This window comes from Embleya sp. NPDC005575, from assembly GCF_040605455.1.
GTDB lineage: Bacteria > Actinomycetota > Actinomycetes > Streptomycetales > Streptomycetaceae > Embleya.
Map to the genome: position 1 here is coordinate 73505 of NZ_JBEXCV010000018.1, position 11635 is coordinate 85139.

Sequence of the window (11635 nt, forward strand, 5' to 3'; positions counted from 1 at the left end):
AAGAAGTCCCCCCGGATGCGTCCAGCGCATCGACCCCCACGAAAGAGGACAGCGATGAGAACCAGGAACATGGCACTCACCCTTGCGGTGGCCTCGGCATTGGTGCTGAGCGCCTGCTCCGGCGGCGGCTCGGCGAGCGGCAAGAACGACACGGTGCGCATCTCGATGGTCGAGAGCCTGACCAACCCGAGCCGCACCGCCGTGCTCAAGAAGCTGATCGGCCAGTTCGAGGCGCAGAACCCGACGATCAAGGTCAACCTGATCTCGCCGCCGACCGATCAGGCGGACCAGAAGATCCAGCAGATGCTGCAGTCCGGCACCGGCGTCGACGCCCTCGAAGTCCGCGACACCACCGTCGGCGCGTTCTCCAACAACGGCTGGCTGTTCGACATGGGGCCGGAGCTGAAGGACTGGAGCGGCTGGGCCGGCCTGACGGACAACGCCACGAGGTACTCCAAGGACGCCAAGGGCCGTACCTTCTACATCCCGTACGGCTTCTACGGCCTGACCCTCTACTACCGCACCGACCTGACGGCCAAGGCCGGCTTCAACACGCCGCCCGCAAGCTGGGACGACCTGCTCACCCAGGCCTCGGCCATCCAGAAGCCCGACCTGCACCAGTACGGCTACGCGTTCCGGGGCGGCAAGGGCGGCAGCAACCTCGCCGTGTCGACGATCGAGGCGTACGTGGCCGACAAGATCGACCGGGACAACGCCTACAAGCTGGCCGACGGGCGCACCATCTTCGCGGCGCCCGAGGCGCTGGACGCCCTGAACACCTATCACAAGCTGTTCCAGCAGGCCTCACCGCCTTCCTCGGTCGCCTGGGGCTTCCCGGAGATGGTGCAGGGCTTCTCCAACGGCTCCACCGCCTTCCTGCTCCAGGACCCGGAGGTAATCGCCACCGTGGGACAGTCGAAGGCGATCAACACAGGCCAGTGGAACACGGCCCCCCTGCCGACCGGCCCAGGCGGGAAGGCCTGCCAGCCGGTCGGGAGCGCGGGCTGGGGAACGGCGGCGAGCAGCAAGCACAAGGACGAGACCGCCAAGCTCATCAAGTTCCTCGCCCAGGGCGACGCGTCCGCCACGTTCACCAAGGAGAACGGCCTGGTGCCGGTCGTCAAGAGCGCCGCCGACGACCCCTTCTACAAGACCGGGCCCTGGGCGAGCTACCTGGCGATGAACCAGAGCCCGGACAAGTACCTCACCGTCATCCAGCCGCGCTCGGTGGCCTGGTGGTCGGAGTGGAGCCAGAAGGCCGACGCCGACATCCAGCGGATGCTGCTCGGCAAGGTCAACACCAAGGACCTGCTCGCTGGCTGGGACGCGTACTGGACCGCGAAGTTGAAGGACCAGCCGAGCCAGTAGCAGCCCGAATCACACCAGGAAGGCGGGAAATGACACTGTCAACTCCCGAGCGCGCGAAGCGCCCCGCCATGACGGGGGGCGCCCCGCGCGCCACACACAACGCCCCCGGCGGCCACACCTCGCGTAAGCGGGTGTTCAACGTCCGCCGTGGACTCACCATCGCAGGCTTCCTCGCGCCGGCCGTACTGGCCGTCACGGTCTTCGTCTACTACCCGATGGTCGCCGGCAGCCAGATGGCCTTCCGGCACTGGAATCTCAACGACCTGAGCGACACCTCGTGGATCGGTCTGGGCAACTTCCGGGACATCTTCGCCGACCCGGCATGGGGCACCGTACTGAACAACACGGTCTTCTGGGTCGTCGCCTCGATCGTGCCGCAGTTCCTGATCGGCTTCGCGATCGCGCTGTGGCTCAGGCGCTGGTTCCGCCTGCGCGGGCTGTACCAGGCGTTCATCTTCTTCCCCTGGGCGATCTCCGGCTTCCTGATCGGCATCCTGTTCCGCTGGATGTTCAACGGCGAGTTCGGTGTCGTCAACGACCTGCTGCAGAAAGCGGGCCTGATCAGCCAGCCGATACCGTGGCTGGCCGACCCGGAGACGGCGATGACCGCCGTGGTCATCGCCAACGTCTGGTACGGCGTCACGTTCTTCGCGATCATGATCCTGGCCGCGCTGCAGTCCATCCCGGACGAACTCTACGAGGCGTCGGCCCTCGACGGGGCCGGCCGGGTCCGCACGCTGTTCAGCGTCACCATCCCCTCGATCCGCGGGATGCTCAGCCTCACCGTGCTGCTCCGCGTCATCTGGATCTTCAACTTCCCGGACCTGATCTTCGGTATGACCGGCGGCGGGCCCGCGAACGAGACCCACATCGTGACGACGTGGATGATCTCCATCGCCCAGCAGGGCAACTACGGCAAGGCCTCCGCGCTCGGCCTCATCGTGATGGCGACGCTGTTCGTCTTCTCGCTCTTCTACCTCATGGCCACGCGCGAGCGGAATGGATCCACCTCGTGATCAACAAGCCCTCCGCCGCCGGCCGCGTCGCCCGCTTCGCCTTCCTGGGGACCTGGCTGGTGATCACGCTGTTCCCGCTCTACTGGATCATCGTGACCTCCCTGAAGAGCCCTGGGGCGATCTTCAGCTTCCCGATCTCCTACTGGCCGGACCACATCTCCTTCGAGAACTACACCGGCCTGTTCTCCCAAGCCCACTTCGGCACGTACCTGATCAACAGCGTGGTCTGCGCCGCCGCCGCCGGCGTGACGGCCACCGGCATCGCGCTGCTCGCGGCCTACGTGCTGGCCCGCTTCGAGTTCCGCGGCAAGGGCGCGACGATGATGGCAGCCCTGGTCACGCAGATGATCCCGTCCTTCATCGCGCTCGGCCCGCTCTACCTGCTGATGACCGACCTCGGCCTGGTCGACAACCGTCTCGGGCTCACCCTCGTTTACACGGCGATCTGCATCCCCTTCTGCACCGTGATGCTCCGCGGCTTCTTCGAGAACATCCCGGTCGCCCTGGAGGAGGCGGCCATGATCGACGGCTGCTCGCGGTTCGGGGCGCTGTTCCGGGTCCTGCTCCCGGTGATGCGGCCAGGCATCGTCGCCGCGTTCATCTTCAACTTCGTGAACTGCTGGAACGAGCTGTTCCTGTCCGTCACCTTGATGAACAGCGATGCCAAGAAGACCGTCCCCACCGGGCTGAACGACTTCGTCTCCAGCTTCAACATCGACTGGGGTTCGATGTCCGCCGCTGCCGTGCTGACGATCGCGCCGACCATGGTGCTGTTCGCGTTCGCGAGCCGGTACATCGTGCAGGGACTCACTTCAGGAGCGGTCAAGGGTTGACGGGCCCGCCTTGTGGGTGCTGGAGATCGTCGTCGCAGCGCAGGCGCTCCCGCTCTGGGTGGCCGGTGTGTCGGAGCTTGTCGGGGCGGTATCGATCCAGCGGTACGAGGAGCTGGTGGCCGAGGGCCGGGGCCTGGTCCGAGCAGCTGAGCCGCTGCCAGTCGGCACGACCGCCGCCCACCTGCTCTTCGCCCGTATCCACGGGGACACCTCCCCGCCGCGCACCATCGTGATGCCACCACCCTGATCCCGCGCGGCTCCGGCGAAATCCCCGGCCCCTACGCACAAGGACACTGACCATGGCGCCAGTTGACCATTACCTCGCCATCGACATCGGCGGCACCAAGCTCGCCGCCGCGATCGTCACCGGCGACGGCCGGGTCATCCACCACCGCGAGGTCCCCCCACCTCCACCCGCGAGCAGGAACACCTGGTCACCGGGGCACTCACCGAGCTGGCCGCAGACGTCGCCGGTGAGCTGCCGCCGGCCGGCGTCGGCATCGCCTCCGCCGGCCCGATCGACACCGCGCGCGGCACCATCAGCCCGGTCAACATCCCCGCCTGGCGCGACTTCGACATCGTCGACGCCGTGAGCGACGCCGTCGGCGGACCGGACCCGGTCCTGATCCACGACTCGACGCCGCAGCCCTCGGCGAACACTGGCTCGGCGCCGGCCGGGACAGCAACGCTCTCCTGGGGATCGTCGTCTCCACCGGCATCGGCGGCGGCCTCGTCCTGGATGGAAGGCCCTTGTCCGGCTCCGCCGGCAACGCCGGATTCATCGGCCACCTCACCGCCGACCCCACCGGCGAACGCTGCGCCTGCGGCCGGACCGGCTGCGTCGAGACTGGAGCCAGCGGACCGGCCATGCTGCGCTGGGCCCACGCCAACGGCTGGACCGGCCGCAGCACACCCGAACTCGCCGAAGTCGCCGAAGCCGCCGAAGCCGGGGACCCCATCCCCGTCGCCGCCTTCCGACGCGGGGCCGACTACCTCGCCACCGGCATCACCACCGCCACGATCCTCCTCGACCTCGACCTCGTCGTCATCGCCGGCGGAGTCTCCGCCGCGGGCGAGGTCCTGCTCGCTCCCCTGCGCGAAGCCGTCTCCCGCGACAGCACACCCGCACTGCGCAAGCTCCGGATCCGGCGGGCAACCCTGGGACGCCACTCCGGGCTCATCGGCGCCGCCCGCCACGCGCAGGGCCACTGGCCGGACGCAGCCCCACGCACAGCGCGCCGCCCTCGCGCCTCACCTGCACGCATGTCGCGCAGCACGTCGGATCGCCCGCGCACCCGGGTCCGACCACCGCCACCCCGAACCGACCGAAACCGCACAGAGGGCACCATGACCCTGTACCGGCTCGACAGCCCCATCCGCACCTACGCCTGGGGATCGCACACCACCCTCGCCGACCTCCAAGGCCGCCCAGCTCGGCGGGACCGCCGGTGCGGGGGAGGAAGGCGGCGCGTGTCACCAGCTACCGCACCGGGCCTGACGCGACAGTCGTCCTCCGACACCCCGGCCCCGGCATCGTGCTCTGCCTCCGGCTGCGCCTACCACGCCACCCCTGCACCACCGACCCTGGATGACAACCCCTCGCACTCCTCCGAGCCGGCACCCAGCCCGCGCGCGCCCCGCGACCGGCCTGACCGAGCTACGCGCGCGGCCCGGCCGGCGAACCCAGCACCCCTCGGCAGTGTCGAGGCACCGGCGACCACCGTGAATGATCGGGGCGCCCATCACCCGGGCATCAGCGACGGCTGATCCAGTCCAGGACCGCCGTTGTGCGGCGTCCTGACGTACCCCTCCGGAGGAACAGGTAGCGCTCGGATGCACGCTTCCGAACAGGCGTTGACCAGGAGCGGCAGGACGTCGGTAGCGACCCGCAGCGACGGTTTTCCGTTCCGTTCCTACCGTGACCCCGACCATCCCCGCGAGCGCGGGGCCAACGCCACCAACCACTACGAGCGGCGAGCGGGCCGGCGACCATCCCCGCGAGCGCGGGGCCAACCTGCGGTGGGGAGGCGTGGATGGCGCGCCGTCGGTCGTTCATGAACCAGATGATGGTTGCCTACGAGCAAAAGCAGCGCGCCAAGGCCTCCATGGAACGGCGATTGGCCGTCGAGGCGGACAAGGCCGCGAAGGAGGCCGCACGGCGAGAGAAGCAGATCACGCAGCGGCAAGCCGATCGCCGTCTTGCCGAGGCGAGGGCACATCGCACAAGAGTTCAGGAATCGCGGGTGGATCAGCGCACCGAGGCCAAGTATCAACAGGTCCTGCGCAACAGTCATCAGCGTGAGGACGCCCGCCGACGCGAGCAAGAGGCCAAGAAGCGAGACAACCTCGCGGCGAAGCGCACAGCTGCGGTACGTGCGCGGGTGGCCGTTCTGGAAGGTGTCCTGCTGGACCGGCACCGTCGTCTGGAGCCGCATCGCGAGGGCGCACGGAAGCACTTCGAGGCAGGTGGGGTGGAGGGCTTCGTGCGGGTGCTCGAGGAGCTACTGGCGCATCCCATCTACCCGGGTGGGGAACGCGAGATGTGCGAGGTGCGCTACGTCCCGGCAGATCGCCGTTTGGTCATCGACTTCCAGTTGCCGGGCCAGGATGTCGTCCCCGATGTCGCGGAATACCGCCACGTCAAGGTGCGCGCGGCGGTCGAGCCTGTGGCTCGCAAACAAGCGGAGATGAAGGCCATGTATCGCTCGCTGATCGAGCGAACGACGCTACGCGTCCTGGACATGACCTTTCGGATCGCGCACCCGGACCTGGTGGACCGGATCGCGTTCAACGGCTGCGTCGCGGGATGCGACCCGGCCACGGGACGTGACACCACCGTGTGCCTGGTCAGCGCCGCCGCCGTTCGCGCGGACTTCGAGCACGTGAATCTGGATGCCCCCGGACTGGAACCCTCGGCATGTCTCAGGCAACTCAAGGCACAAATCTAGGCCCGTCCCTACGAGTTGCAAGCAGTGCCCGCGACCTATGGCGTCGATCTTTCACGGTACTCGCTGATCCAAGGACGCGACGTCGCCTCCGGCCTGGGGCGCAACTCGGATCTGTCGGCGATGGATCCCGACGACTTCGAGCACTTGGTCCGGCAGATGTTCGAAATGCGCGGCGTCAACGCGTGGAACACCCGGCGTTCCGGCGACCAAGGCGTCGACGCGGTCCTGGTCACACAGGACCCGCTGCTCGGCGGCTACTGCATCGTCCAGGCCAAGCGCTATGCCAAGTGCATCCAGCCCGACGCCGTCCGGGCCCTCGCCGGCGTACTGGGCCAAGACCGCCACGCGAGCAAGGCGATCTTCGTGACGACGTCCTGGTTCGGCGACAGCAGTTGGCAGTTCGCTCGCGAACACGGCCGCATCGAACTCATCGACGGCGCACGACTCCAAGACCTGCTGCACCAACATCTGGGCATCGACGTCCAAGTCCCGAGCGCGCCCCATAACCCGTCCCGACGCTGAGCCGGACGGCCACGCCAAGAAGGGACGCCGCGCGACCATCTCGGACAGCCCCAGAGCGAAGCCCTGCTTCGGATGGTTTCTCCGAAAGGAAACGGCAGGAGAGGCTCGCGTCATCCCGAACGGAGCACGGGAGGACCGTCTCGTTGATGGCGGTGGCCGTCTTATCAACGCAAGGCCGCAAGCGTGTCGATAGGGCGGTCGCTCCCTGCGATTCGGCTCCGTGGATAGCGAGTTCACCCGACGCACACCCACACGCTGGGCATGCGGCCGATGGCCAACCACCGACGACGCCGGTTACGCCGAGACGAGTCATTACGTAGAGCACCCCAGTCGTCGGGTTCGCCGAGGACGAACAGGTCGCGTTCGGTCGACCAGTGCAGCACGTGGGTGTCGGGGTGGGCGCGGGAGTGCGCGATCAGGGCGGTGTGGAGGCCGTTGACGCCGAGCAGGTGGGCCAGCCTGCTGGGGGGGGCATGGTGGCCAGGGCGCGGTCGCGGCGGGCGCGGCGGACCGCCGCTCTGGTGTCCTCGCCGGTCTCCTCCGCCACCAGCGCGGCGCCGGCGGGGGCGAGCAGGAAGTGTCCGGGGTGGGAGCCGCGGTCCGCGCGGGGGCGGAACCGGTCGACGGCTTGGAGGCCGCGCAGGATCTGCATGCGGTGCCGGGCGGTCACGGTGCTGTCGAACGCGAGTTCCGTGATCTGGTGGGTGGTGAGCAGGCGGTGTGTGGTCAGGGTGCGCAGGATCAGGCGGTCGCGTTCCTCCAACCGCCGTGCCAACGCGTCACGTATCGACCACGCCACTTCGTCACCGGCCATGCGATCAACTCCTTCGGGGAAAGCGGGCGAACACGAACGGATGCGAGGAACACGAAGGGGTTGTCCGGAACGGACGACCCGAAAACAGGGAGAGGGCGGGACGGCGAAGGGCCGGCAGGGTCGGCGATCCGGCAGGACGAACGGGACACCGGGAGGAGGGGTGGGCGGGCGGAGTCGCCGTGGCCTCGCCCCCGCGCGGGTGTGATTGGGGAAGGACATGACTTCTCCATAAACAGTTCGGGGCATCACCGGCCGACCCCACACAGCCCGTCACCTGCGGGTACGCGTCCCCCGGCCCCGGACGATGAGAGCGGCCGATCGAATGGCCTACACATCGGCCTATGGAACGTCCGATGGAACGTCCTCGGGCGCAGCCGGTCGGCGACCCACACCCGAGGGAACGCGCGGACGCGGGCGGGCAACAGCCCGGGGGCACGAGTTGGGGGCACGGCGCAGACTCGGGCAAGGCCCGACGGCGGCCCCGAGGAACCGGGGGCGATCCGCGCGGACGAACAGCGGCGGATCGAGCCCGCGATCGGCAACACGCCCCGAGCGCGGACGACTTCCAGTAGGCACCACCGATCCCCACCACCGCAAGGCCTTGCCTCGCGCGGGGGCGGCGTCCGGTCCCGGGTCACGCCTCGGGTACGGCCCTTGCATCGAAGGTGCATCGAGGGTGTATCGAGAGTGCACGAAGGGTGCATGGTCGAGTGGTAGTGCGCGGGCGCCCCCGGCCGGGGTTTTCTCGCCGTCGCGGTGTCGGTGGCCATGACGGCCCCGGCGGGCGGCTCCGTACCGCGCGTCGCACGGGCCCGCGCTCGGGCGATGGGTACATGTACCGCATGGAACGCGTCCACTGGCCCGTCGTGGTCGACTCGGCGACAGATCGTCGCCGAGTACGACGCTGGCGTGACCCTGCGGCAGCTCTGGTACGTGATCCAGGGCCAGGGCGTGCTCCCGAAGACCCGGCGCGCCTACAAGCGGATGTGCGAGTACGTCGGCATGGCCCGCCGCTCGGGCCGCATCCCGTGGGAGTCGATCCGCGACGACCGGCAGGTCGCCGCCGAGGCCCCGCTCGCCGTCGCCGGACCCGCGCACTTCTGGAGCGTCGTCGGTGACCTCGCTGCTGACTACCGGACCGACCGCCGGTACGTTCAGTCCAGCCGCCTTGAGCTCTGGTCGGAGACCGAGGGTGTGGTGCCTCAACTCGTAAGGGTGGGAGAGCCGTTCGGGATCTCCACCTACTCCGGCAGCGGCTTCGCCGGCCTCAAGGGCAAGCACGACGCCGCCGAGCGGGCCATCGCGGGCGGTGTCAAAACCGTCATTTTGCACGTCGGAGACCATGATCCGAGCGGTGAATGGATGCTCACCGCACTCGCCGAGGACGTCACCGCTTTCGCCGAAGTGGCCGGCGCCGAAGTTGAATTCGTCTCCATCGCGGTCACCCCGGCGCAGATCGAGCGCAACCACCTGCCGACCGCGCTGCCGCGACCGCTCGTACTCCGACACCACCACGACCCAGGCCGAGTCGCTGCTTCCCGACGTGCTGGCCGCGATCGTGCGCGAGGAGATCGAGGCCCGCCGCGACATGACCCTCCTCCAGCAGCTGATCGAGCAGGAGCCGGCCGAGCGGCAGGCCATCATCGACCGGCTGAACGGCCTGCGGTGCGCTGCTGGTCAGCCGGCGGCGAAGGTGCCCTGGAGAGCGACCGCCCATGCTTGCAGGGCGGACAGCGGTGGACGGAGAACAGCAGCGACTCGTAGGAGCTGCCCAGGAGGCGGCCAGCGCGGGGTCTCACCGGTACCGGAGGTCACCCACCGGTCGATGCAGCGGTCCCAGACCGCCACGGCTGACGGCCCCGGTCGTCGGCGGGCAGCCGCACCAAGTCCAGCTCCACCGATCCCACGGAATCGACCCTACGCGCGTCACCCGGCGCGCACACGGACAACTCGCACACGGCCAGGCCGCGCTGACGACCCGCCAGGCCGGGCCCCGCCGACCCCGGCCTCGGGCCGCCAATCGAGCGCCGTATCGCGCCATCGGAGCGTCAGCTCCTACCGTGCGGGCGCGGCGGCTCGAATGGGTGGCTAGCGGACCTCGTCGAGGGCGATGCTGTTGTGCGTGGGGCCGATCTTGACCTTCACGGTGACGTAGCCGGGCTTGCCGTCCTTGGTGCCGTGCTCGCCCCAGTACTGGCAGGTGTAGCCGGTGTCGGCTCCGAAGTCGAAGGTCTTGGCGACCGGGATCTCGTCGCAGGCGAGCTTGCTCGCGTCACTGGCACCGGAGGCGGAGCCGTAGCGCTCGTTGAACCGGTTGTAGATCTCCTTCGCGACCAGGAGCGCCTTCTTCGGGGTCTTGGTGTAGGAGAAGACCGTGCTGCCCTCGGTGTACGTGTCACCGATCTTGACCTCGTAGGGGATCTCGGCGCCCTCGTAGGTGACCACGCACTGGCTGACCGCACCGGCCTTCATGGTGATGCCGTCGGCGCACTTCGCGCTCGTCGTGCCGGGCACGTGGGCGCCGGAGAGAACGTCCTCGCGCAGCGCGTGCTCGACCTTCTCCACCACCGGCGCCTTGGTGCCCGGTAGCGGTGTGACCCTGAGCGCGTCGCCCCCGCGCGGGAGCACGTCCTTCTGCGGGCCGTCGATGGCCACCGGCAGCACCTTGACGGCGTTCTTCGCGCCGCTGTCGGCGGAGCCTGACGGACTGTTGGAACCGCCGCACGCGGTGGTCAGCAGACCGCCCGCGACAACGACTGTGAAAGCCTTGATCATTCGCATGGGCCAGGACCCTATCGGCGCGGCCGCCCGGCACAACGGCCGGATGGCAGTACCGCCGAGTAGGCGGGAACGGCCTGTGCAGTGCGGGTGCGTTCAGGTGGCGGCCTCAGCGAAGGCGGCCAGCAGCTCGACCAGTTGGCCTTGGCTCAGGGCGTCGTCTGCCACGGGCTCGGTCCAGCCGTCCGGCATCTGTTCGGCGGTCAGCGCCGGGCCGATGCCCACGATGCGAAGGTGGGCTTTCAGCGCGCCCTCGGCAGCGTAGGCCAGGGCGCCGGTCGGCAGGTCGATCCGGTGGCACAGGACGAAGCCGCGGCGGAGGTGCTGCGCGAGCCGGGGCCTGCGCCCAGTCCCGGTGACCAGGCCCATGCCGTACTTGAACACCTGGCGGCGTGCGTCATGCATGAGGTAGAGGTACGCCGGGCGTGCCGCCCGGCCGCCAGCGCACTGCGGGCAAGTCTTTCCCTCGCGTAGGCGCAGGAGCGAGACACGGCCGAGGAAGCCGCATGTCGTGCACCGGTATCGACGTGGCTTCGAGTTTCCCTGGTAGGGCCGCAGGGGCTCCAAGCCGAGCGAGAGGTACTCGGAGTCAACGTCGTTCGAGACCGGCACCGACTCCTACCGGCTCGCTTCGACGCGGGCGTGGGCCGAGGAGGCGGCCAAGGCCGGCTGACCGCTACTGGCTCTACTCGATGGCCCTTCGCCCTCCGGGCGAAGGGCCATCACCGTTGATGAGGATCCGCATTCGCGTCTTCACCCAGCCTGGCCCGGTGGCCTAACGCCACATATCCGCACCGTCGCGCCCACTCGGGTCCATCGTCAAGAGGTCTTCGTGAAGACCCGAGAGGGGACGGCCGGTGGAACATCCGTCCTCACCGGACTCCATGACCGCCCAGCCGACATCGACCCCTGACACGTTCACGTCCCCGCCGCAGTCGAGCTCGTCCACCACGGCGAATACCGATTCGTAGGCGATAGCCCGAGCCAGTACTGCTAGATCGTCCCGGTCTGCCCCCGCATCCAACAAGCGCCGGGCTGCTGGCACCTGTTCCAAAGTTCCCGGGGCGGCCCAGCCATCGATCGCACCCCGCCACAAGGAGCGCAGCAGCACGAACCGTGCCAGCTGCGGCTGGTTCTCATCGATCTCAGTGGGGATTTAGGCATAGGTTGAGGCGTTAAGTCGCTTGGCTGCCAGTGGCATTCGGCAGGATTTGCGCCATACATGCATCCTCGCATCCGCGAAGCTCCGGCCTCGGGTGCCTGTTTGCTCCACTCATCGCACCCGGATTCCGTCTAGCTTGTCGATGTCACAGAAACTCCCTATCAGCCAAGTACCCTCCTCGGCACCGCTGTTCG

General features: G+C 68.6%; 12 protein-coding genes. 8 read left to right on the plus strand and 4 right to left on the minus strand.

Features of this window, described 5'->3' with window-relative positions; genetic code table 11:
- The first annotated feature begins 54 nt into the window (after positions 1-54).
- The 7 genes from ABZS54_RS09170 (at position 55) to ABZS54_RS09200 (ending at position 6687) form a co-directional block, all read left to right on the plus strand.
- Positions 55-1368 (plus strand): sugar ABC transporter substrate-binding protein, encoded by a 1314-nt coding sequence (locus ABZS54_RS09170; RefSeq protein WP_355532658.1) that lies wholly within the window; start codon positions 55-57, stop codon positions 1366-1368.
- 68 nt (positions 1369-1436) lie between these two features.
- On the plus strand, positions 1437-2384 hold the full coding sequence (locus ABZS54_RS09175) for a sugar ABC transporter permease (protein WP_355532684.1): 948 nt from the start codon (positions 1437-1439) through the stop codon (positions 2382-2384).
- A complete protein-coding gene (locus ABZS54_RS09180; RefSeq protein WP_355532660.1) occupies positions 2381-3217 on the plus strand; it encodes a carbohydrate ABC transporter permease in 837 nt (278 codons plus the stop codon). The genes ABZS54_RS09175 and ABZS54_RS09180 overlap by 4 nt, the downstream gene beginning before the upstream one ends.
- A 67-nt stretch (positions 3218-3284) precedes the next feature.
- Positions 3285-3464, plus strand: a complete 180-nt coding sequence (locus ABZS54_RS09185) for a hypothetical protein (RefSeq protein WP_355532662.1) — start codon at positions 3285-3287, stop codon at positions 3462-3464.
- Positions 3465-3916: 452 nt separating this feature from the next.
- Entirely contained in the window at positions 3917-4984 is a 1068-nt protein-coding gene (locus ABZS54_RS09190; RefSeq protein WP_355532686.1) for an ROK family protein, read from the plus strand.
- 266 nt (positions 4985-5250) lie between these two features.
- Positions 5251-6165 (plus strand): hypothetical protein, encoded by a 915-nt coding sequence (locus tag ABZS54_RS09195; RefSeq protein ID WP_355532664.1) that lies wholly within the window; start codon positions 5251-5253, stop codon positions 6163-6165.
- A 24-nt stretch (positions 6166-6189) separates the two neighbouring features.
- Positions 6190-6687 carry a restriction endonuclease gene (locus ABZS54_RS09200; RefSeq protein ID WP_355532666.1) on the plus strand — a complete coding sequence of 166 codons (498 nt, stop codon included), beginning with the start codon at positions 6190-6192 and terminating at the stop codon, positions 6685-6687.
- Between the two features lie 233 nt (positions 6688-6920).
- On the opposite strand, the gene ABZS54_RS09205 is transcribed toward ABZS54_RS09200, so the two are convergent.
- Positions 6921-7145, minus strand: coding sequence for a hypothetical protein (locus tag ABZS54_RS09205; protein ID WP_355532688.1), 225 nt, complete (start codon positions 7143-7145; stop codon positions 6921-6923).
- Positions 7103-7501: a replication-relaxation family protein gene (locus ABZS54_RS09210; RefSeq protein ID WP_355532668.1), complete on the minus strand. Its 399-nt coding sequence runs from the start codon at positions 7499-7501 to the stop codon at positions 7103-7105. Before ABZS54_RS09210 ends, ABZS54_RS09205 begins: the two co-directional genes overlap by 43 nt.
- Before the next feature lie 909 nt (positions 7502-8410).
- Here ABZS54_RS09210 and ABZS54_RS09215 point away from each other — a divergent pair.
- Positions 8411-9265, plus strand: coding sequence for a hypothetical protein (locus ABZS54_RS09215; RefSeq protein ID WP_355532670.1), 855 nt, complete (start codon positions 8411-8413; stop codon positions 9263-9265).
- Between the two features lie 324 nt (positions 9266-9589).
- Here ABZS54_RS09215 and ABZS54_RS09220 read toward each other — a convergent pair whose 3' ends face one another.
- A complete protein-coding gene (locus tag ABZS54_RS09220) occupies positions 9590-10282 on the minus strand; it encodes a hypothetical protein (RefSeq protein ID WP_355532672.1) in 693 nt (230 codons plus the stop codon).
- A gap of 93 nt (positions 10283-10375) precedes the next feature.
- Entirely contained in the window at positions 10376-10684 is a 309-nt protein-coding gene (locus tag ABZS54_RS09225; RefSeq protein WP_355532674.1) for a hypothetical protein, read from the minus strand.
- Positions 10685-11635 lie beyond the last annotated feature (951 nt).

Coding starts and splice junctions, on each gene's coding strand:
- ABZS54_RS09170 (WP_355532658.1), top strand. CDS start 55: ATGAGAACCAGGAACATGGCACTCACCCTTGCGGTGGCCTCGGCATTG.
- ABZS54_RS09175 (WP_355532684.1), top strand. CDS start 1,437: ATGACGGGGGGCGCCCCGCGCGCCACACACAACGCCCCCGGCGGCCAC.
- ABZS54_RS09195 (WP_355532664.1), top strand. CDS start 5,251: ATGGCGCGCCGTCGGTCGTTCATGAACCAGATGATGGTTGCCTACGAG.
- ABZS54_RS09210 (WP_355532668.1), bottom strand. CDS start 7,501: ATGGCCGGTGACGAAGTGGCGTGGTCGATACGTGACGCGTTGGCACGG.
- ABZS54_RS09220 (WP_355532672.1), bottom strand. CDS start 10,282: ATGCGAATGATCAAGGCTTTCACAGTCGTTGTCGCGGGCGGTCTGCTG.
- ABZS54_RS09225 (WP_355532674.1), bottom strand. CDS start 10,684: ATGCATGACGCACGCCGCCAGGTGTTCAAGTACGGCATGGGCCTGGTC.